Genomic DNA, 20,596 nt, shown 5'->3' with positions numbered 1-20,596 from the left:
GTCGTGGGGGGATGCGCATTGTTCCAAAGTGCAGAATGTCGCACGAGTTGACCTCAGTCATCGTAGCCGCACAGAGGACTTTTAACCTGTAGGGTGACAGGTCGTTGTCGCTCTGATTGATTTTCATCTCCCGAGAAGCAATTGATTCACTATGGGATTGGCTAAATCTTCGTGATGAAAACCGTCACCACTGGTTTCTTGCCCCAAACATGATTGGCTGTTGCCCGAACAGCCCGCTTCACCGACTCCTGCAAAAGGTCGAGATCCTTTCGGCGCGCGCGCGGAATGCTGTCAATCGCACCAACGACCGCGTCATAAAGCGTGTCTTCCATATCCTCGCCCTCGTGATCGTAGACCGGCAAGCCAACCGGAACGATTTCGGGTTCACCCGTGATATCAAAGCGCGCATCCAAAACGACATTGACAGCAACATGCCCCACAAATGAGAGTTTGCGGCGTTCACCAATTCCCATTTCGTCAAAGTCGCCGATCAATTGACCGTCTTTGAAGATCCGGCCATGAGGTGCTTCATCGATGACTTCGGCCGAACCCGGCGCCAGGCGAAGAATGTCACCATTGCGCACACGCGGCACCTGCTTGATGCCGGATTGCTCGGCCAACTCCTTGTGCGCGACCAAGTGCGTCGCTTCGCCGTGCACCGGCACAAGGATCGCTGGACGTATTAGCTCATACATTTTCTGCAGCTCGTTCCGACGCGGATGGCCGGATACATGCACGAGCGCCTCTGCATCCGTCACCACATGCACGCCCTGTTCAACGAGTCCGTTCTTGATATCTTGAATGGCCTTCTCGTTGCCGGGAATTGCGCGCGAAGAAAACACGACAATGTCTCCGGACGAGAGAGCCACATTGCGCATCTCATCGCGCGAGAGCTTGGCAAGCGCTGCACGCGGCTCTCCCTGACTGCCTGTCAGGATCACAACGACTTTGTCGCGCGGGATATAACCGTAATCCTCTTCGGAGATGAATGGCTTCACGCCTTCCATCAAGCCGATTTCCCGCGAAACTTCGACGACCCTTTTCAGCGAGCTGCCGAGAAGCAGAACTTCGCGCCCAGCAGCCTCGGCGGCCTCGGCAATCGTTCGTATTCTGCCGACATTCGAGGAGAAAGTGGTGATCGCAACTCTTCCTTCGGCATTCTCGATGAGCTTGCGAAGACTTTGAGACACGTCCTTTTCGGATGGTGAGACACCATCGCGCAAGGCATTGGTCGAGTCGCACATCAGTGCCAAAACGCCTTCGTCGCCCAGGGCGCGAAAACGCGCCTCGTCCGTCAACGGACCAAGCGAAGGCTCATAGTCGATCTTCCAATCGCCGGTATGGACAATATTGCCGAGCGGCGTGCGAATGACCAGCGACATCGGCTCGGGGATCGAATGATTGACAGCCACAGCTTCCACGCTGAATGGCCCGACGTTAATCCGATCACCGGCCTTGAATGGCGTGATGGGGATTTCCTTGAGAGCTGCCTTTTCAAAGTTCCGCTTGGCTTCGAGGAGACCTGCCGTAAATCCAGAAGCATAGACGGGCACATTAAGGCCAGGCCACAGATCGGCCAGCGCACCGTAGTGATCTTCATGCGCATGCGTGATGAAGATGCCCTTTAGTCTTTTGTGCTCGCCAGCGAGGTAGCGGATATCTGGCAAAACCAGATCGACACCGGGAAGATCTGGACCAGGAAAAGTCACACCGCAATCGACCATGATCCACTGGCGTAGGTCAGCCGGCCCAAAGCCATAGAGGGCCAGATTCATACCGATTTCGCCGAGGCCACCCAGCGGCAAAAATACCAGTTCGTCCTGCTTTGCCATTTTCTCGCTTTTTTCCACTATCCAAAGAAGACGTCGCCCGCGGCGATCGACATTACTGTGCCTGCGGCGGTCTGCAGCTTCAACAGCCCGTCATCGTCAATCCCCGCGAACCGCCCGCTGATCGAACGATCCGGGAGGTTGACAGTGATAGCCTCACCAACCCCGCAAGCAACACTACGCCAGTAGTTCATGATGTCGGCAATGCCCCGCCCCTCGTCCCACAAATCGAGGACATATGCCATTGAGGAAAAAAGGCGCGCGAACAATTCATCAGGCGAAGCAGCACTGCCTTCATCTTCCAAACTTGTTACCGGGTAAAGCCCGTGATTAGGCTTTACCCTTACGTTTATGCCGATACCGACAACGACCGCTAATCTTCCGTCTTTCCCTAATTCGCTCTCAATCAGGATCCCGCATGTTTTCTTCCGACCAATCATGACATCGTTCGGCCACTTCACCTCCAAGGGACGTGCTTCAGGAGGAAGAACCTGGCGGATAGCTTGGTGGACCGCAACGGCAGCTGCTAGCGGAAGTGAACCGAGCCTTGCCATTGGCGCAGGATCGATCAAAAGAAGAGACGCGTAAAGGTTGCCGCCTTCTGAGGTCCACGAACGTCCTCTGCGGCCTCGGCCAGCCGTTTGTCTGTCGGCCGTGATCCACAATAAACCGGTATCGCCCGCGCGGGCGCGGGCGATACACTCGGTATTCGTCGATGGTGTTTCAGTCAGCGCCTCATGCCGGAAATCGTCGATCGACATCCAGCGCCTCACTGGTACGCTCATCAGAAGAGAGTCGCTGCCGCTAGCTCGGCGGCGCCGCCGATGGGTCCACCAAAGATAACGTATGCCAGGATAAACACGCCTGAAATGCTGAAGACAACCTTGTGCGTGAAAGATGGCCCAGCAAACTCAGCCACGGCATCATCGAACCACATCAGCTTGATGACGCGCAGGTAGTAGTAAGCGCCGACGACGGAGGCGAGAACGCCGATAATAGCAAGGCCATAGAGCTTTGCCTGAATGGCAGCGACAAACACAAAGTACTTCGCGAAGAAGCCAGCCATCGGTGGGATGCCCGCAAGGGAGAACATCAGAATGGTCAGAACAGTCGCCATGAATGGATTAGTGGACGACAGTCCGGCCAGATCGCTCACGTCTTCGACAACAGTTCCATCCTTGCGACGCATCGACATGATGATCGCGAAGCTGCCGAGCGTCATTACCATGTAGATCAGCATATAAAGCATCACACCGGACACGCCAGCCTGATTGCCTGCCGCAAGACCGACCAGAGCGTATCCCATATGACCAATAGAAGAATAGGCCATCAGTCGCTTGATGTTTCTTTGGCCGATTGCAGCAAAAGATCCCAGCAGCATGGAGCAGATCGAAATAAAGATAATGACCTGCTGCCAATCGGGAAGGATCGGCTGGAACGCGGAGATCACGATACGCACCATCATTGCCATGGCGGCAATCTTCGGCGCGCTTGCCAGAAACGCAGTCACCGGCGTCGGTGCGCCTTCATAGACGTCCGGCGTCCACATATGGAAAGGCACGGCAGAAATCTTGAAGGCGATACCGGCGAGGATGAACACCAGACCAAACACGAGACCCAAAGAGCGCGTGCCGTCCATCGTGAGCGCTTTGGCGATATCAATGAACTGTGTATGGCCAGTGAAACCGTAAACCAGCGACATTCCATAAAGCAGCATGCCCGAAGACAGAGCGCCGAGGACAAAATATTTGAGACCTGCCTCAGTCGACTTCAGATGGTCGCGATTGATAGCCGCAATCACGTAAATTGCCAGCGACTGCAACTCGAGCCCGAGGTAAAGCGAAATCAGGTCGCCCGCCGAGATCATCAGCAAGATTCCGAGTGTCGAAAGCGTCAGCAGCACAGGATATTCAAATTTATCGAGCTGACTTTCCCGCGCATGCGTCATCGACATGAAAAGCGCCGCGAACGAGCCTATCAGCGCTGTGACCTTCATGAAGCGGGCAAATCCGTCGGCGATGAACACGCCGCCGAAGCCGCGTCCCTCTGCAGGGAAAAAGATCAGCCATAGGACCGCGACAGCAAAGACAACCATTGCCAGTGCGCCGACCGTCTTGCCTGACCGTTCGCCCGAGAAAACGCCAATCATCAGAAGAACCAGCGCCGCAATTGCGAGGATGATTTCCGGAACCGCCAGATGCAGGCTTGTGGTAATCAAGTCAGAGTTCATGTTCCAAAAATCCCGTCATCACTTCATCGACAGAGCGACATTGCGCGCTGCATCGACGGCGGCCGAATAGCTATGGATCAACTGGTCAACTGATGCCGCAGTGACATCGAAGACCGGAGCTGGATAGACGCCGAAGAAAATTGTCAGCGCGATCAGAGGATAAAGCACCACCTGTTCACGCGGCGAAAGATCGAGAAGCTTCTTAAGCTTTTCCTTCTCAAGCGCGCCGAAGATGACGCGGCGATAGAGCCACAGCGCATAGCAGGCCGACAGGATCACCCCCGTCGCGGCAAAAAGTGCTACCCAGCTATTGGCACGGAAAACACCGATCAAGGTCAGGAACTCTCCAATGAAGCCGGACGTGCCTGGCAAACCAACATTGGCCATGGTGAAAACCATCATCGCGACGGCGTATTTCGGCATGTTGTTGACCAGACCGCCATAAGCGGCAATCTCGCGAGTATGGGTTCTGTCATAGACCACGCCAACGCAGAGGAAGAGAGCGCCGGAAACAATTCCGTGCGACAGCATCTGGAAGATGGCGCCCTGAATGCCCTGCGCATTGGCTGCGAAGATACCCATGGTCACGAAGCCCATGTGAGCGACCGAAGAATAGGCAATCAACTTCTTAATATCGTCCTGCATCATCGCAACGAGCGACGTATAGATGATTGCGATCACCGACATTGCGAAAACGAGCGGCGCGAAATGCTCTGAGGCAACCGGGAACATCGACAGTGAGAAACGGATCAATCCATAGCCGCCAAGCTTCAGGAGAACGCCAGCCAGGATAACTGATCCTGCGGTTGGCGCCTGAACGTGCGCATCCGGCAGCCAGGTATGGACCGGCCACATTGGCATTTTCACGGCGAAGGACGCGAAGAACGCAAGCCATAGCCATGTCTGCATGGCCGGCGGGAACTTATAGGCAAGCAAAGCGGAAATGTCAGTCGTACCAGCCTGCCAGTACATCGCCATGATGGCAAGCAGCATCAACACAGAGCCAAGCAGCGTATAGAGGAAGAACTTGTAGCTCGCATAGACGCGGTTCTGCCCACCCCACACGCCGATGATAAGGAACATCGGAATGAGCCCTGCCTCGAAGAACACGTAGAAGAGAACGATATCGAGCGATACGAAAACGCCGACCATCATCACTTCGAGTACCAGGAAGGCGATCATGTATTCCTTGAGACGCTTCTCGATAGAGAACCAGCTCGCCAGCACGCAGAAGGGCATCAGGAACGTCGAGAGAATAACGAACAGCATGGAAATGCCGTCGACCCCGACGTGATAACCCATGCCGGTGCCGAGCCAGCCATGCTTCTCGATCATCTGGAAACCGGGATTGGCGCTGTCGAAGCCAATCCAGATAAACAGCGAAACGACAAAGGTTACGATCGTCGTCGCAAGCGAGATATTCAGAACGTTCCGACGCCCGTTGGCGCCTTCACCGTTCATCAGGAGCAGAAGCACGACACCGACGAGCGGCAGAAACGTGACCGTTGAAAGTATGGGCCAATCGGTCATCAGATAGACCCTCCGAGCATCATCCAGGTAACGAGAGCTGCAATGCCGAGAAGCATCGCAAATGCATAGTGATAGAGATAACCGGTCTGCAAGCGAACGACGCGGTTGGTGACGTCGACCACGCGAGCGGCTACGCCGTTCGGACCATAGGCGTCGATGACCCCAACATCGCCCTTCTGCCACAAGAAGCGGCCAAGTGCCTTTGCACTGCGTACGAACAAGAAGTCGTAAAGCTCGTCAAAGTACCACTTGTTGAGAAGGAACTTGTAAAGACCGCGCTGTGATTCGGCCAAAGCTTTCGGAGTGGAGGGCGACTTGATATACATGAACCATGCCGTGACGAAGCCGATGACCATCGCGATGAACGGGCTGAGGCCAACCCACGCCGGGACATGATGGAACTGCTCGAGCAATTCGTTTTCCTTGCCGGTGAAGAGCGCGCCTTTCCAGAACTCGCCATATTCCTCGCCGAAGAAGCGGCCTTCGAAGAGAACGCCCGCGAAGATCGCCCCTAAAGCGAGAACGTAGAGCGGAATGAGCATGACGCTCGGCGACTCATGGACGTGATGCATGACTTCATGCGACGCACGGGGCTTTCCAAAGAAGGTCAGGAAGATCAGGCGCCATGAGTAGAAGCTCGTGAATGCCGCAGCGACAACCAGAAGCGTGAAGGCGAAGCCGGCGAGCGGCGAATGCGATGCATAAGTTGCCTCGATAATCACGTCTTTCGAGAAGAAGCCTGCGAAACCGATCGGCGTGAAGGGAATCCCGACGCCCGTGATGGCGAAGGTGCCGATCATCATCATCCAGAAGGTAATCTTGATGTGCGAACGCAGCCCACCCATATGCCGCATGTCCTGCTCACCATCCACAGCGTGGATGACCGAACCGGCGCATAGGAACAGCAGCGCCTTGAAGAAGGCGTGGGTGAAGAGATGGAAGACAGCCGCACCGTATGCACCAACGCCGAGCGCCACGAACATGTAACCCAGCTGAGAGCAGGTCGAATAGGCGATGACGCGCTTGATATCGTTTTGAACGAGACCGACAGTCGCTGCGAAGAACGCCGTAATAGCGCCGATCAAGGTCACGAACACCAAAGCATCTGGCGAGAGTTCGAAAATCGGCGACATGCGCGCAACAAGGAACACACCTGCCGTGACCATGGTCGCAGCGTGAATGAGCGCCGAAACGGGTGTTGGGCCTTCCATCGCGTCCGGAAGCCAAGTGTGCAGGAGGAACTGAGCCGATTTACCCATCGCACCCATGAACAGCAGAAGGCAGGTTGCCGTCAGCGCGTGTGCCTTGTCCAGATGCATGCCGAATAATGTCAGGAAGACTTGTCCGCCCTCACCCCCTGCTTCAGCCGGCGCAAAGCTTGGAGCATTGGCAAAAATCGTATCGAAGTTGATCGATCCGAACAGCACGAAGATGGCTGATATACCGAGAACGAAACCAAAGTCGCCAACGCGGTTCACGATGAAAGCCTTCATCGCAGCAGCCGTCGCCGAAGGCTTCGTGTACCAGAAGCCGATCAACAGATAGGACGCAAGACCGACGCCTTCCCAGCCGAAGAACATCTGCGCGAGGTTGTTCGACGTTACCAGCATCAACATCGCAAAGGTGAACAGCGACAGATAGGCGAAGAAGCGCGGCCGATGCGGATCATGATGCATATAGCCGATCGAATAGAGGTGAACGAGAGTCGACACCGTATTAACGACGATCAACATGACCGAGGTCAGCGTGTCAATCCGCAGAGACCAGGAGACGTCAATGCCGCCCGACTGTATCCAACGAAGAACCTCGACCTTGATCACACCATCGGGGTGACCGAGGGCCACCGTGAAGAAGACGACCCAAGACAGGATCGCCGCAACGAACATAAGACCAGTGGTTACATATTCCGAAGCCTTCGCACCAATCGCACGGCCAAACAGGCCGGCAATGATCGCGCCGATCAGGGGAAGAAAGACGATCGCTTTATAGAGGAACATGAGCCGCTCAGCCCTTCATCATATTGACGTCATCCACGGCAATCGATCCGCGATTACGGTAGAAGACGACGAGAATAGCAAGACCGATCGCAGCTTCTGCGGCCGCGACTGTCAGAATGAACAATGCAAAGACCTGGCCGACGATATCGTTGAGGAACGACGAGAAGGCGACCATGTTGATGTTGACCGCAAGCAAAATGAGTTCGATCGACATCAGGATAACGATGATGTTCTTCCGGTTCAGGAAGATGCCGAAGACGCCGAGCACGAAGAGGATGGCGCTGACCGTCAGATAGTGGGAAAGTCCGATGACCATTATTTCTTATCCTTTGCGAGCCCGGCCTAGAGACCTTGGCCTGGCTTGACCGTAACGACCTCAATGGACGTTGCGGGGGTGCGAGCAACCTGACGGGCAATGTTCTGACGCTTGATATCCTGGCGATGCTTCAATGTCAGAACGATCGCCCCGATCATCGCGACCAACAAGACCAAGCCTGCGATCTGGAAGAAGTAGACGTAATTCGTATAGAGGATGTCGCCGAGCGCTGCGGTATTCGTTCTCTGGCTGATTGGCGGGATCGGCATGGCAACCGTCTTGGCAACGTTCGGCGAAATCACGCTGCCGCCAACCACGATCACCAGCTCGGCAGCCAGAATGATACCGATCAAGGCGCCCACCGGGGCATATCTCAACGCGCCGGAACGAAGTGCCTTGAAGTCAATGTCAAGCATCATCACAACGAACAGGAAGAGAACCGCAACGGCGCCGACATAGACCACCAACAGCAGCATGGCCAGGAATTCAGCGCCGAGGAGCAGGAAAAGGCCAGCAGCGTTGAAGAAGACTAGAATGAGAAACAAAACCGAATGGACAGGGTTCTTCGCCCAGACCACCATGAACGCCGACGCGACCGCGACAAAGGCGAAAAGATAGAAAAAAAGAGCCTGCAGACCCATGTTGGTGCCTTTTTCATCTTCCCCGGGCGGCGGTTAGCCAGCCAGCCCGCCGGAACGTGCCTCACGACAGCGCCCCAATGTTTCAGCCGGAAAACCTTTCCCGGCACTTGAATTATGATCAGCGATACGGAGCATCCATAGCGATGTTACGAGCGATTTCTCGCTCCCAGCGATCGCCATTGTCCAGAAGCTTGGCCTTGTCGAAATAAAGCTCTTCGCGCGTCTCTGTCGCAAACTCAAAGTTCGGACCTTCGACGATCGCGTCAACCGGGCAAGCTTCCTGGCAGAAACCACAGTAAATGCACTTCACCATGTCGATGTCGTAACGCACCGTACGGCGCGTTCCGTCGTTGCGGCGAGGACCGGCCTCGATGGTAATCGCCTGCGCGGGACAGATCGCCTCGCAAAGCTTGCAGGCGATGCACCGCTCTTCGCCGTTCGGATACCGGCGTAAAGCATGTTCGCCTCTGAACCTTGGGGAAACCGGTCCCTTCTCAAAGGGGTAGTTCACCGTCGCCTTTTGCTTGAAGATATAACGAAAGGTCAGCCAGAAAGCCGAGACAAATTCTTTCAGAAAGAGCGAGCTGACGGCGTTTGACAAAGCGGCCATCTTTAACCTCCACGATGACTAAAACTGGAGACAGGCATGATCACGCCCATCCCGTCAGCTTCAGCACGAATGCGACAATAACGACCATAGCGAGCGACAGAGGCAAGAACACCTTCCAGCCAAGGCGCATCAGCTGGTCGTAGCGGTAACGCGGAACGAATGCCTTCACCATTGCGATCATGAAGAAGACCAAGCAGGACTTCAGCATGAACCAAACAATACCAGGCACCCAATTCAGCAGCCAGAAATCCACAGGTGGCAGCCAGCCACCAAGGAAAAGGATCGTCGTCAGCGAGCACATCAGAACGATCGCGCAATATTCGCCAAGCATGAACATCATGTAGAGAGATGAACCATACTCAACCATGAAGCCGGCGACGAGTTCGGATTCGGCTTCCGGAAGATCGAACGGAGGTCTGTTCGTTTCAGCCAAAGCCGAAATGAAGAAGACGATGAACATCGGGAACAGCGACAGCCAGTGCCAGTCCAGAATGGATGGTGGCAAACCAAGCTTGGTGCCGAGACCCGTCTGCTGAGACATCACGATGTCCGTCAGATTCAAGGAGCCTACGCAGAGAAGAACCGTCACGATCACAAGACCGATAGAGACTTCGTAAGACACCATCTGCGCAGCAGAGCGGAGCGCACCGAGGAACGGATATTTGGAGTTGGAAGCCCAACCGCCCATAATGATTCCGTAAACCTCAAGAGAGGAAATCGCCAGGATGTACAAGATGCCGACATTGATGTTGGCGATCACCCATCCATGCGCAACCGGAACCACGGCCCAGGTCGAGAGAGCAAGAAGCACAGTCACGAGCGGCGCCAGCAGGAAGACGCCCTTGTTTGCACCCGCCGGGATAACCGGCTCCTTGAGAATGAACTTTCCAAGGTCCGCAAAAGACTGGAATAGACCAAATGGCCCGACGACGTTCGGTCCGCGACGCAGCTGAACTGCTGCCCAGATCTTACGGTCGGCAAGGAGAATGTAGGCGATGAAGACCAAGAGGCAGACGAGCAGAAGCAAAGACTGCCCGACCATAATGATCGCCGGCCAGACGTAGGTCGAAAAGAAAGAATCCATGGTTTCTGCCCTTACTCAGCCGCGACTTTGAAATTGTTGCGGGCCAGCGCCGAGCACTCGGCCATGACGGCTGATGCGCGTGCTATCGGGTTCGTCAAATAGAAGTCTTTGACCGGCGACGCAAACCCGGATTTTGCCATGGTCCCGCCTTTTTTCGCGAGTGCGGCAATTTGGGCGCTATCGACAGGAGCGATTTCATCGACTTCCGCGAAATGGGGGTGAGCGGCATGGAGCCGAGCCCGAAGCTGAGCAAGAGAATCAAACGGCAGCTTCTTGCCGAGCACATCCGAAAGCGCTCTCAAGACAGCCCAATCTTCGCGCGCTTCACCCGGAGCAAAACCGGCCCGATATCCGAGCTGAACACGGCCTTCTGTATTCACCCAGGTTCCGGACTTTTCGGTATAGGCCGCGGCCGGTAGGATGACATCGGCGTTCATGGCGCCGTTGTCGCCATGGCTTCCGATATAGACCGTGAACTTCGCCGACTTTTGCGAGAAATCAAGCTCATCCGCACCGAGCAGGAAGAGCACGTCCATGGCGCTCAACATTTCCACAGCGATCTTGCCCTTTGGCCCGGGAACGAAGCCAAGGTCCAGACCGCCGACGCGCGATGCCGCCGTATGCAGGACCGCGAAACCATTCCAGCCGTCCGTGACCGCTCCGACCTTGCCGGCCAGATCGGCAACAGCAGAAAGCACTGCCGCTCCGTCAGGACGTGTCAACGCGCCCTGCCCGATGATGATCATCGGACGCTCAGCCTTCGACAAGACTTCCAAGAAGCCGAGCTTGCCAGCAGCCAGATCGGCCAACGTATCGGTGCCTGCACCTAGATACTCGTAATCATAGCGCAGCTCTCCACCCTCCCCGATCACACCGATCGGGAAGTTGCCGCGACGCCAGCGCTTGCGGATCCGCGCATTGAGCACGGCTGCTTCGAACCGCGGATTGGCACCCACGATGAGCAGCGCATCCGCGTGCTCGATGCCCATGATCGTCGGGTTGAAAACATAGCTTGCGCGGCCGAGGGACGGGTCAAGTGCTGCCCCGTCCTGACGACAGTCGAGGTTCTCCGACCCCAGCGAGCGGACAAGCTCCGACAATGCGTACATTTCTTCGACGGATGCCAGATCTCCGGCGATCGCGCCGATCTTATCGCCAGTCGTGGCCGACACGGCCGACTTGACAGCTTCAAAAGCCTCACCCCAGGTCGCCGGCGTCAAACGCCCGTCCCGACGAATATAAGGACGATCAAGACGCTGCGTCTTCAAGCCATCCCAGATGAAGCGGCTTTTGTCTGAAATCCATTCTTCATTGATGTCGTCATTGACGCGCGGCAAGATGCGCATGACTTCGCGACCGCGCGTATCGACACGGATGGCCGATCCAAGAGCGTCCATGACGTCAATCGATTCGGTCTTGCCAAGCTCCCAAGGACGTGCCGTGAAAGCGAAGGGCTTGGACGTCAGCGCGCCGACCGGGCAAAGGTCAACCACATTGCCCTGAAGTTCGGATGTCATTGCTTGCTCAAGATAGGTTGTAATCTCGGCATCTTCGCCACGCCCGATCAGACCAAGTTCAGCAATGCCTGCGACTTCGGTGGTGAAGCGGACACAACGCGTGCAGTGAATGCAGCGGTTCATCACTGTCTTGACGAGAGGCCCGATATATTTGTCTTCGACGGCACGCTTGTCTTCGCTGTAGCGCGAAGAATCAATACCGAAGGCCATTGCCTGATCCTGAAGATCGCACTCGCCACCCTGATCGCAAATAGGGCAATCCAGCGGATGGTTGATCAGCAGGAATTCCATCACGCCTTCGCGTGCCTTCTTGACCATCGGCGTATTGGTGAAGACTTCGGCCAACTCGCCGTTTGGACCACCGCGAATATCGCGCACGCCCATAGCGCAAGAAGCTTGCGGCTTGGGCGGACCGCCCTTTACCTCCACCAGGCACATGCGGCAATTGCCGGCGACCGAAAGGCGCTCGTGGAAGCAGAACCGCGGAACTTCGATGCCCGCTTCCTCGCATGCCTGCAGCAACGTGAAATGATCGGGAACTTCGATCTCGTTGCCGTCAATCTTCAATCTTGCCATCGTCATTCAGTCCTGTTTGCAGTCCGTCGCTTACCGACAGACATCTCGTTGTGCAACACGTTGCATGTGCGGACCCGGCCTTCCATGCAAACATGCCAACAAATCCCTGGGTCGCTCTGCCTTCGCCAGACGTCTGGCACCAAAATAGCGAGAACGATACCGCTGTATTGCCCTCCAGGTCGCAAGCCTTTCGCGCCCCGGCATTGTCACATCCGCCGCATCAGGCAGATCATTGAAGGGTTATCGCCCTTCCGCGTCTATTCGGCGGCTTCCATAACCGCGCCGTCATCCAACGCGCGGGCAGTGTACTGATCGATGCGGGCTTCGATCTCCGGGCGGAAATTACGGATGAGGCCCTGGATCGGCCAGGCCGCAGCGTCACCCAACGCGCAAATCGTATGACCTTCGACCTGCTTGGTTACCTGGAACAGCATATCGATTTCGCTCTTGCGCGCATTGCCCTTCACCATGCGTTCCATGACGCGCCACATCCAGCCAGTCCCTTCGCGGCATGGCGTGCACTGACCACAGCTTTCATGCTTGAAGAAGGCAGAGATTCGAGCGATCGCTTTGATCACGTCGGTGGACTTGTCCATGACTATCGCTGCAGCCGTTCCGAACGAGGAACCAACGGAGCGAAGCCCGTCAAAGTCCATCGGCAGGTCCATAATATCTTTTGCCGGAACGATCGGGCACGAGGCACCGCCAGGAATGACCGCGAGAAGATTGTCCCACCCGCCGCGAATACCGCCCGCGTGCCGATCGACCAACTCGCGGAACGTGATGCCCATAGCCTCTTCCACCGTGCATGGACGGTTCACATGGCCCGACAACATGAAAAGCTTCGTGCCGACATTGTTCGGACGTCCGATGGCTGAAAACCAGCCTGCGCCGCGACGAAGGATGGTCGGCGCTACTGCGATCGATTCGACGTTGTTCACCGTAGTCGGACAGCCATAAAGGCCCATGTTGGCTGGGAAAGGCGGCTTTAGCCGTGGCTGGCCCTTCTTGCCTTCGAGACTTTCAAGAAGTGCGGTTTCCTCGCCGCAGATATACGCGCCAGCGCCATGGTGGACATAGATGTCCATGTCCCAGCCATGCTTGTTGTTCTTGCCGAGCAAACCAGCATCATAGCACTCGTCGATCGCGGCCTGCAGCGCTTCCCGCTCACGAATATATTCGCCACGAACATAGATGTAAGCCGCATGAGCGCCCATGGCAAAGGACGCGATCAAACAACCTTCAATCAGCGTGTGCGGATCGTGACGCATGATGTCGCGGTCTTTGCAAGTCCCCGGCTCCGACTCATCTGCGTTTACGACGAGATAGTGCGGACGCCCGTCGCTTTGCTTGGGCATGAACGACCATTTCAGTCCCGTCGGAAATCCTGCTCCGCCGCGTCCACGAAGACCTGACGCCTTCATTTCTTCGATGATCCAGTCGCGTCCTTTTTCAAGGATCTGCTTGGTGCCATCCCAATGGCCGCGGCTCATGGCGCCTTTCAGCGACTTGTCCTTCAGGCCATAGATATTGGTAAAAATGCGGTCTTTGTCTTCTAACATCGCTTATTCCGCCGATTCATCCAAAGCATTGAAACGCTGGTCGGTGCAATCATTACCGCATCGATGCGCTGAGTGCTGTTCTACCCCAAAGACATATTGCCCTACGGGTAAGATGTTCGACAGCCGTAGACTGAATGCCGCGGTCTTGTGCCGCATCGTTCCTTCAGCTTGCCTGTCGAGGTCTGTGCTCATTTCCATTTCCGTTTAAACTGATTGCCTTGCTATATTCGGCTTCACCGCTCTTGGCGAGAACTTCCGCATATTTCCTTTGCGATCAGTCTACTTCTTAGGCTTTGCCTTTTCGCCGGAAGGCTGTTCAGGCGCCTTCTCGACTTCCTTTGCATTTTTTGCTGCGGCGGCAGGTTCCGTGGCAGGCGTCTTCAGCGCCGCGTTGGTTTCTGCGTCCGTGCTCTTCGGCCGCCCTGCTTCCGATGGAGGGACCGAGGCACCCTCGGCCGGACGGCTTTCGTCAACCCAGGTTTTCACCGGCGTCACGTCGCCGTTCAAGACGGTCGAGCCGCCGATCGGCGCCGAGTAATGACGGTCGATTTGCGGACCTGGTTTAACGCTCGCGCCATTGCCGGCAGCAAAAGTGTCGATAATTTCTTCCAAACGCTCCGGGGTAAGGTCCTCATAGGTATCCTTACCGATCATGATCATCGGCGCATTCACGCATGCACCGAGACACTCGACCTCTTCCCAGGAGAGTGTACCCTCTTCATTGCGATGAAACGGCTGCTGGTGGATCTTCTTGCGACAGACAGACATCAGGTCTTCTGACCCGCGGAGCATGCATGGCGTCGTGCCGCAGACCTGCACGTGCGCGCGAGTGCCAACCGGCTGCAACTGAAATTGCGTATAGAAGGTCGCCACTTCCAGAACGCGGATATAGGCCATATCCAGCATATTGGCGATTTTCTCGATCGCTGCCCGCGTGACCCACCCTTCCTGCTCTTGTGCCCGCATCAGAAGCGGGATCACAGCAGATTGCTGGCGACCTGCGGGATATTTCTGGATCGTCTTTTCCGCCCACACCGCATTGTCGTCACTGAACGCAAATGCAGATGGCTGAAATTGATCTTCGGCTAGTCGACGAACGGACATTCTTCCTCACGCCTTATCAGTTTATGGTCCCACACCGCGATGCTGTCAGCGACTGCATCTCACAGGCATAGGCGGAACGGTCTTTCTGTAGAAATATCACGAACTTGCTACCATTGGGAATCGCGGCTTTGATTTGATAACCGCCTGCAAGAAGTTCGCTCATGGTTGCCACGGAACCGGGTTTGACGGGTTGTTCGCCCCCGAGCTTCAGGCCAAGGCCGTCGGAATCCTCCGCCACGGCGCTAAAAGCGCTGAGGACGAAGAGAAATACCGCCAGCCCGATTTTCATTTATCGGTCAACCTCACCGAACACGATATCAAGAGATCCGAGAACGGCCGTGACGTCGGCAAGCTGATGGCCTGTGCACATGTAATTCATCGCTTGCAAATGCGCGAAACCAGGGGCGCGGATCTTGCAGCGATAAGGCTTGTTCGTGCCATCCGCCACAAGATAGACGCCGAACTCACCCTTTGGCGCTTCAACGGCAGCATAAACTTCACCGGCAGGCACGTGATAGCCTTCAGTGTAGAGCTTGAAGTGGTGGATCAGCGCTTCCATGGAACGCTTCATGTCGCCGCGCTTTGGCGGCACAATCTTACCGTCCGTCGAGGAAATCGGGCCGGTCTTGGCGTCACCGAGCAAGCGATTGACGCACTGCTTCATGATGCGCACAGACTGGCGCATTTCCATCATGCGAATCAAATAACGGTCGTAACAGTCACCGTTCTTACCGATCGGAATATCGAATTCGAGATCAGAATAGCATTCATAAGGCTGCGACCGGCGAAGGTCCCACGCAGCACCCGAGCCACGCACCAGCACGCCCGAAAAGCCCCAGGACCACGCATCAGCAAGAGAGATTACGCCGATATCGACATTTCGCTGTTTGAAAATGCGGTTGTCAGTCAACAGGCCTTCGATATCGTCAAGCACCTTAATAAATGGATCGCACCAAGCACCGATATCTTCGACGAGTTGATGCGGCAGATCCTGATGGACGCCACCTGGCCGGAAGTAGGCCGCGTGCATACGAGCACCTGAAGCGCGCTCGTAGAACACCATGAGTTTCTCACGTTCTTCAAAACCCCAGACTGGCGGAGTCATCGCGCCGACGTCCATGGCCTGCGTCGTCACGTTCATGATGTGAGACAGGATACGCCCGATCTCGGAATAAAGGACGCGAATGAGCTGTCCACGGATCGGAATCTCGAGCTTCAGGAGTTTTTCGACCGCGAGCGAGAACGCGTGCTCCTGATTCATCGGTGCGACATAATCGAGACGATCGAAGTATGGCAGCGCCTGCAGATAAGTTTTGGCCTCGATCAGCTTTTCCGTGCCGCGATGAAGCAGCCCGATATGCGGATCGACGCGCTCTACGATTTCACCGTCCAGTTCCAGAACCAGACGCAAAACGCCGTGCGCCGACGGATGCTCTGGACCAAAGTTGATGGTGAAGTTGCGGACGTTATGTTCAGTCATGCGCAAAGCTCCGCATTGCAAAGATCGGCCCGATGGCCACCAGCAATATTCTTGTTCGTCTTCATATCACGTCCCACCCATCACATCTCGCCCTAACAACCGCGCCGAACCACCTGAAGGTGAAGGCAAAGCAGGCATGCGCCCATTACCTTGACGAGGCATCGAAATGACTTAGTGCAGCAGGCATCCCGCACACCGCCTCAAACTGGACGGCTAACGGCTTATTCTTATCAGTGCGCGACGGACAAGATGGTCCGCCACACTCGACCAAACTAACCTTAGCTTTTGGCTTTCTCGTCTCCAGGCAGGATGTAATCCGTGCCTTCCCAAGGGCTCAAGAAGTCAAAACTGCGAAATTCCTGCCGAAGCTCGACAGGCTCGTAAACAACACGCTTCGCCGTGTCATCGTAGCGCAGCTCGACATATCCCGTGAGTGGAAAGTCCTTGCGCATCGGATGGCCGTCGAAACCGTAGTCGGTCAACAAGCGACGAAGGTCGGCGTGACCTGAGAATGGAATACCATAAAGATCCCAGGCCTCACGCTCGAACCAATCAGCACCCATGAACACCGAGGTAGCCGAAGGAACCGACTCGCCGTCAGCAAGAGCGACCTTGATACGGATCCGTTCGTTCCGCTTCGGAGACAGGAGATGATAAACGACATCGAAACGTTTGGCACGGCTCGGCCAGTCAACGCCGCAGATATCGATCATACTGACGAAACCGCATCGTGGATCATCCCGAAGGAACGTCAGCAGGCCGATAATCGCTTCCGGCGTCGACGTGACGGTCAGCTCTGCGTTTGCAACGGTTGCTTCAAGTATGTCGCCGCCGCGCATCTCACGCAGATAAGTTGAAATTTCGAAAAGCGCTTCGCTCATATCAATCCCGCCTCAACGCTCGATCGTGCCGGTGCGGCGGATCTTTTTCTGCAGAAGCAATACGCCGTAAAGCAATGCCTCTGCAGTGGGGGGACAGCCAGGAACGTAAATATCGATCGGAACGATCCGGTCGCAGCCACGCACCACCGAGTAGGAGTAGTGGTAATAACCGCCGCCATTGGCACAGGAGCCCATCGAGATGACGTACCGAGGCTCCGGCATCTGGTCATAGACCTTACGCAGAGCCGGCGCCATCTTGTTCGTCAGCGTACCAGCTACAATCATAACGTCCGACTGACGCGGCGAGGCACGAGGAGCCACACCAAAGCGTTCCATGTCGTAACGCGGACCGGAGGCCTGCATTAGGCCTTCAACGGCGCAGCAAGCTAGACCGAACTGCATCCACATCAACGAACCGGTACGTGCCCAGGTGATGAGATCGCGGGTAGACGTAACGAGAAACCCTTTATCGGCCAGTTCGTCGTTAATCTCGCCGAAGAAAGCGCTATCGCTACCGATAGGCTTGCCTGTCGCAGGATCGATCACATCCTTTGGATGCGGCGCCACGAGCGACGTATTGTCTGTGCGGGCTACTCCCATTCGAGGGCTCCCTTCTTCCATTCATAAATGAAGCCGATGGTCAGCACGCCAAGGAAAACCATCATGGACCAGAAGCCGAACCAGCCGATCGTGCCGAAGGAAACGGCCCAAGGAAACAGGAAGGCGACTTCAAGGTCAAAAATAATGAAGAGAATCGACACCAAGTAGAATCGGATGTCGAACTTCATGCGCGCGTCGTCAAATGCGTTAAATCCGCACTCGTAGGCGGAAAGCTTTTCAGGATCCGGAGATTTGTAGGCGACGGCGAACGGCGCAATCAAAAGTGCCAAGCCGATCACGAGCGCAATCGCGATGAAGATCGCGATCGGAAGATAAGAACTGAGAAGATCAGTCATCAGGTTCATCCCTGCCTGCCGGCTGCGCCGTTCCGGCGCACAATCGGGCAATTGCCCGGCAAGCGAACATGCGTTGCAACAGGCCCGTGGTTAGCGCAGCCGTGACTTATGTGCAAGACTTTTAGAATCCCATTTCGGTACTGCGATGCAGCTTCATGCGGCAAGAATGCGGCGATAGCGGCAATCAGCCGCAACTGCCTCAATTACGCAAGGCCGCTCTCTCGAAATTGCATATCTGTCAGGAAGTATGGCGCGAGTGACGGGGCTCGAACCCGCGACCTCCGGCGTGACAGGCCGGCACTCTAACCGACTGAGCTACACCCGCGCATATGGCGTTTCCGGACCTTCTACACAAGGTTTCTAGCGTTAGAGTACGCTGACGTACCAGAAATGATGGCGCGAGTGCCGGGGCTCGAACCCGTGACCTCCGGCGTGACAGGCCGGCACTCTAACCGACTGAGCTACACCCGCGCATATGGCGTTTCCGGACCTTCTACACAAGGTTTCTAGCGTTAGAGTACGCTGACGTACCAGAAATGATGGCGCGAGTGACGGGGCTCGAACCCGCGACCTCCGGCGTGACAGGCCGGCACTCTAACCGACTGAGCTACACCCGCATTTCATTTCCGATCCGGACGTATCCGCATCCCTGGCAAAGCAGACCGGCCGCTTCGATGTGCGGCTAACTACGGGGTTCGCTTTTATGTGTCAAGCACGTTCGGACGACAAATCGGTGACAAGCTCATAAATGTTCACATGTCCACTTCTTACGCTCGCAAAGGCGGTCCCTTCCGTCACAAAAATAGTGCTTCATTAGCCTTCAAATGCCGGAGATGTGCAGCACTGAGACTGGACCATCTCGTCACCTTGGGTCAGCAACGTCGTGACGGTTGTCAGCGCGCCCTCCTCCGCGCTAAGCCAGCTTTTCCACAGGAGGTGGCATGAAAGAGGCCGCGCCCGCTGAGAGAATGGATCACTGAGATGCCGGTGATGATCGAGGGACAGTCACACTTCCAGCCTTTAGGCTTACCTTATTGGGGTTTCGCAGATCTCAACAAGGGAGTTGGAAGCATGACTGCCTCTTATGAATACCATATCGGAGTGGACTACCACAAATCCTATAGCCACCTTGTCGTCCAGGACAGCAGCGGCAAGACGCTGAGATCCGGCCGGGTGAAGAACGATCGCCAGTCGCTCGGTGGGTTTCTCGAACGGTATCGCGAGAACTCGCATGCCGTCGTCGAGNCAAATCCTATAGCCACCTTGTCGTCCAGGACAGCAGCGGCAAGACGCTGAGATCCGGCCGGGTGAAGAACGATCGCCAGTCGCTCGGTGGGTTTCTCGAACGCTACCGGGAAAACAGCCATGCGGTTGTCGAAGCGACGCGCAACTGGATGGTGATGTACGACTGGCTCGACGACATTTGTGATGATGTCGTTCTCGCCCATCCGTTGAAGGTGAAGGCGATCGCCGACGCCAAGATCAAGACCGACAAGATCGACGCGACGGTGCTGGCGCATCTGCTGCGGGCCGACCTGGTGCCGGAGGCCTGGGCTCCGAGCGACAAGGCCCGAGAGCTGCGCGTCGCCCTGCGCGAGCGGATGTTTTACGTGCGGCTGCGCACGATGACGAAGAACCGCATCGTGACGGTATTCGATCGCTATCCGGAGCAGACGGCGCAGTTGAAGAAGCTGGGCGACTTGTTCGGCAAGGCTGGACGCCAGCAGCTCGCCGCACTCAATGTGTCGGAGGTCGACCGTATCCAGATCGACCGTGGTCTTGCCTTCATCGGCGACATCGACGGCCGGATCAAGCAGTCGGAGGCGACGATCCGGGTGATGACGAAGACCAATGGCAACGTCAAGCTGTTGAAGACGATCCCCGGTATCGGCGAGTTCTTTGCAAGGCTGATCGATGCCGAGATCGACGACATATCGCGGTTCCGCAATCCGAAGAAGCTCGCCGCCTATGCCGGTCTGGTGCCCTCGACCTATTCGAGCGGCGGGAAGACCTTCCACGGCAAGATCATCAAGCAGGGCAACAAGTGGCTGCGCTGGGCCTTCGTCGAGGCCGTCCAGCCGGCCATCGCCACGGACCCGCAGTTGCGAGTTCAGTACGAACATCTGAAGATAAGAGGAGTAAACAAGGCGCGTGTTGCCATTGCGCGCAAGCTTTTGACGATCGCCTTCCAGATCCTGCGTGACCAGCGCGCTTATGAGCCGCGCGACACCAGCACCACGGAAGGCGCGTCGACGATATCCCGGTTGTCCTGATGGTTGTCTA

Annotated in this window: 17 protein-coding genes, 3 tRNA genes and 2 pseudogenes; 1 reads left to right on the top strand and 21 read right to left on the bottom strand. The window is 56.1% G+C overall.

Annotated elements, in window-relative coordinates:
• Nucleotides 1–161: 161 nt before the first annotated feature.
• The 21 genes and pseudogenes from VQ830_RS24700 to VQ830_RS24600 all read right to left on the bottom strand — a co-directional run bounded on the left by VQ830_RS24700 (nt 162) and on the right by VQ830_RS24600 (nt 18,930).
• Nucleotides 162–1,832, bottom strand: a complete 1,671-nt coding sequence (locus VQ830_RS24700; protein WP_337270824.1) for a ribonuclease J — start codon at nt 1,830–1,832, stop codon at nt 162–164.
• A gap of 17 nt (nt 1,833–1,849) precedes the next feature.
• A complete protein-coding gene (locus tag VQ830_RS24695; protein WP_337270823.1) occupies nt 1,850–2,614 on the bottom strand; it encodes a biotin--[acetyl-CoA-carboxylase] ligase in 765 nt (254 codons plus the stop codon).
• A complete protein-coding gene (gene nuoN / locus VQ830_RS24690) occupies nt 2,614–4,059 on the bottom strand; it encodes an NADH-quinone oxidoreductase subunit NuoN (RefSeq protein ID WP_337270822.1) in 1,446 nt (481 codons plus the stop codon). Before nuoN ends, VQ830_RS24695 begins: the two co-directional genes overlap by 1 nt.
• 18 nt (nt 4,060–4,077) lie before the next feature.
• Nucleotides 4,078–5,589, bottom strand: a complete 1,512-nt coding sequence (locus VQ830_RS24685; RefSeq protein ID WP_337270821.1) for an NADH-quinone oxidoreductase subunit M — start codon at nt 5,587–5,589, stop codon at nt 4,078–4,080.
• A complete protein-coding gene (gene nuoL / locus VQ830_RS24680; RefSeq protein ID WP_337270820.1) occupies nt 5,589–7,586 on the bottom strand; it encodes an NADH-quinone oxidoreductase subunit L in 1,998 nt (665 codons plus the stop codon). Before nuoL ends, VQ830_RS24685 begins: the two co-directional genes overlap by 1 nt.
• Before the next feature lie 7 nt (nt 7,587–7,593).
• Nucleotides 7,594–7,902, bottom strand: a complete 309-nt coding sequence (gene nuoK / locus VQ830_RS24675; protein ID WP_337270819.1) for an NADH-quinone oxidoreductase subunit NuoK — start codon at nt 7,900–7,902, stop codon at nt 7,594–7,596.
• Between the two features lie 26 nt (nt 7,903–7,928).
• Nucleotides 7,929–8,543 (bottom strand): NADH-quinone oxidoreductase subunit J, encoded by a 615-nt coding sequence (locus VQ830_RS24670; RefSeq protein WP_337270818.1) that lies wholly within the window; start codon nt 8,541–8,543, stop codon nt 7,929–7,931.
• 118 nt (nt 8,544–8,661) lie between these two features.
• Nucleotides 8,662–9,153 (bottom strand): NADH-quinone oxidoreductase subunit NuoI, encoded by a 492-nt coding sequence (gene nuoI, locus VQ830_RS24665; RefSeq protein ID WP_337270817.1) that lies wholly within the window; start codon nt 9,151–9,153, stop codon nt 8,662–8,664.
• A 40-nt stretch (nt 9,154–9,193) separates the two neighbouring features.
• Nucleotides 9,194–10,237 carry an NADH-quinone oxidoreductase subunit NuoH gene (gene nuoH, locus VQ830_RS24660; RefSeq protein WP_337270816.1) on the bottom strand — a complete coding sequence of 348 codons (1,044 nt, stop codon included), beginning with the start codon at nt 10,235–10,237 and terminating at the stop codon, nt 9,194–9,196.
• A gap of 11 nt (nt 10,238–10,248) precedes the next feature.
• Nucleotides 10,249–12,330 (bottom strand): NADH-quinone oxidoreductase subunit NuoG, encoded by a 2,082-nt coding sequence (gene nuoG, locus VQ830_RS24655; protein WP_337270815.1) that lies wholly within the window; start codon nt 12,328–12,330, stop codon nt 10,249–10,251.
• 257 nt (nt 12,331–12,587) lie between these two features.
• Entirely contained in the window at nt 12,588–13,892 is a 1,305-nt protein-coding gene (gene nuoF / locus VQ830_RS24650; RefSeq protein ID WP_337270814.1) for an NADH-quinone oxidoreductase subunit NuoF, read from the bottom strand.
• 3 nt (nt 13,893–13,895) lie between these two features.
• Nucleotides 13,896–14,084 (bottom strand): hypothetical protein, encoded by a 189-nt coding sequence (locus tag VQ830_RS24645; protein ID WP_337270813.1) that lies wholly within the window; start codon nt 14,082–14,084, stop codon nt 13,896–13,898.
• Between the two features lie 126 nt (nt 14,085–14,210).
• A pseudogene (nuoE, locus tag VQ830_RS24640) lies at nt 14,211–14,996 on the bottom strand (NADH-quinone oxidoreductase subunit NuoE); the annotation flags it as partial.
• A 16-nt stretch (nt 14,997–15,012) separates the two neighbouring features.
• The gene (locus VQ830_RS24635; RefSeq protein WP_337270812.1) at nt 15,013–15,285 is read right to left on the bottom strand and encodes a hypothetical protein; all 273 of its coding nucleotides are present in this window, start codon (nt 15,283–15,285) and stop codon (nt 15,013–15,015) included.
• On the bottom strand, nt 15,286–16,476 hold the full coding sequence (locus VQ830_RS24630) for an NADH-quinone oxidoreductase subunit D (RefSeq protein WP_337270811.1): 1,191 nt from the start codon (nt 16,474–16,476) through the stop codon (nt 15,286–15,288). It abuts the gene before it with no gap.
• Between the two features lie 278 nt (nt 16,477–16,754).
• Nucleotides 16,755–17,357 carry an NADH-quinone oxidoreductase subunit C gene (locus tag VQ830_RS24625; protein ID WP_337270810.1) on the bottom strand — a complete coding sequence of 201 codons (603 nt, stop codon included), beginning with the start codon at nt 17,355–17,357 and terminating at the stop codon, nt 16,755–16,757.
• Between the two features lie 12 nt (nt 17,358–17,369).
• Nucleotides 17,370–17,957, bottom strand: a complete 588-nt coding sequence (locus tag VQ830_RS24620) for a NuoB/complex I 20 kDa subunit family protein (protein ID WP_337270809.1) — start codon at nt 17,955–17,957, stop codon at nt 17,370–17,372.
• Entirely contained in the window at nt 17,948–18,313 is a 366-nt protein-coding gene (locus tag VQ830_RS24615; RefSeq protein WP_337270808.1) for an NADH-quinone oxidoreductase subunit A, read from the bottom strand. Before VQ830_RS24615 ends, VQ830_RS24620 begins: the two co-directional genes overlap by 10 nt.
• Nucleotides 18,314–18,561: 248 nt before the next feature.
• Nucleotides 18,562–18,638: transfer RNA gene (locus tag VQ830_RS24610), tRNA-Asp, on the bottom strand.
• Between the two features lie 69 nt (nt 18,639–18,707).
• Nucleotides 18,708–18,784: transfer RNA gene (locus VQ830_RS24605), tRNA-Asp, on the bottom strand.
• Between the two features lie 69 nt (nt 18,785–18,853).
• A tRNA-Asp gene (locus tag VQ830_RS24600) sits at nt 18,854–18,930 on the bottom strand.
• Between the two features lie 630 nt (nt 18,931–19,560).
• On the opposite strand from VQ830_RS24600, the pseudogene VQ830_RS24590 reads away from it, so the two are divergent.
• Nucleotides 19,561–20,586 (top strand): annotated as a pseudogene (locus VQ830_RS24590) (IS110 family RNA-guided transposase); the annotation flags it as partial.
• Between the last annotated feature and the right edge of the window lie 10 nt (nt 20,587–20,596).

Source organism: Oryzifoliimicrobium ureilyticum (assembly GCF_037199735.1).
In the GTDB taxonomy this organism is placed as follows: domain Bacteria; phylum Pseudomonadota; class Alphaproteobacteria; order Rhizobiales; family Rhizobiaceae; genus Rhizobium; species Rhizobium ureilyticus.
Note: the sequence above shows the minus strand (reverse complement) of the source record. Positions and strands in the feature narration are given on the sequence as shown.

What these genes read in the sequence shown, in the direction of transcription:
- VQ830_RS24615 (WP_337270808.1), bottom strand. Translation starts at nt 18,313, where the DNA reads ATGACTGATCTTCTCAGTTCTTATCTTCCGATCGCGATCTTCATCGCG.
- VQ830_RS24625 (WP_337270810.1), bottom strand. Translation starts at nt 17,357, where the DNA reads ATGAGCGAAGCGCTTTTCGAAATTTCAACTTATCTGCGTGAGATGCGC.
- VQ830_RS24620 (WP_337270809.1), bottom strand. Translation starts at nt 17,957, where the DNA reads ATGGGAGTAGCCCGCACAGACAATACGTCGCTCGTGGCGCCGCATCCA.
- nuoF (WP_337270814.1), bottom strand. Translation starts at nt 13,892, where the DNA reads ATGTTAGAAGACAAAGACCGCATTTTTACCAATATCTATGGCCTGAAG.
- nuoN (WP_337270822.1), bottom strand. Translation starts at nt 4,059, where the DNA reads ATGAACTCTGACTTGATTACCACAAGCCTGCATCTGGCGGTTCCGGAA.
- nuoL (WP_337270820.1), bottom strand. Translation starts at nt 7,586, where the DNA reads ATGTTCCTCTATAAAGCGATCGTCTTTCTTCCCCTGATCGGCGCGATC.
- VQ830_RS24630 (WP_337270811.1), bottom strand. Translation starts at nt 16,476, where the DNA reads ATGACTGAACATAACGTCCGCAACTTCACCATCAACTTTGGTCCAGAG.
- VQ830_RS24700 (WP_337270824.1), bottom strand. Translation starts at nt 1,832, where the DNA reads ATGGCAAAGCAGGACGAACTGGTATTTTTGCCGCTGGGTGGCCTCGGC.
- nuoH (WP_337270816.1), bottom strand. Translation starts at nt 10,237, where the DNA reads ATGGATTCTTTCTTTTCGACCTACGTCTGGCCGGCGATCATTATGGTC.
- VQ830_RS24685 (WP_337270821.1), bottom strand. Translation starts at nt 5,589, where the DNA reads ATGACCGATTGGCCCATACTTTCAACGGTCACGTTTCTGCCGCTCGTC.
- nuoK (WP_337270819.1), bottom strand. Translation starts at nt 7,902, where the DNA reads ATGGTCATCGGACTTTCCCACTATCTGACGGTCAGCGCCATCCTCTTC.
- VQ830_RS24635 (WP_337270812.1), bottom strand. Translation starts at nt 15,285, where the DNA reads ATGAAAATCGGGCTGGCGGTATTTCTCTTCGTCCTCAGCGCTTTTAGC.
- VQ830_RS24670 (WP_337270818.1), bottom strand. Translation starts at nt 8,543, where the DNA reads ATGGGTCTGCAGGCTCTTTTTTTCTATCTTTTCGCCTTTGTCGCGGTC.
- VQ830_RS24645 (WP_337270813.1), bottom strand. Translation starts at nt 14,084, where the DNA reads ATGAGCACAGACCTCGACAGGCAAGCTGAAGGAACGATGCGGCACAAG.
- nuoG (WP_337270815.1), bottom strand. Translation starts at nt 12,330, where the DNA reads ATGGCAAGATTGAAGATTGACGGCAACGAGATCGAAGTTCCCGATCAT.
- nuoI (WP_337270817.1), bottom strand. Translation starts at nt 9,153, where the DNA reads ATGGCCGCTTTGTCAAACGCCGTCAGCTCGCTCTTTCTGAAAGAATTT.
- VQ830_RS24695 (WP_337270823.1), bottom strand. Translation starts at nt 2,614, where the DNA reads ATGAGCGTACCAGTGAGGCGCTGGATGTCGATCGACGATTTCCGGCAT.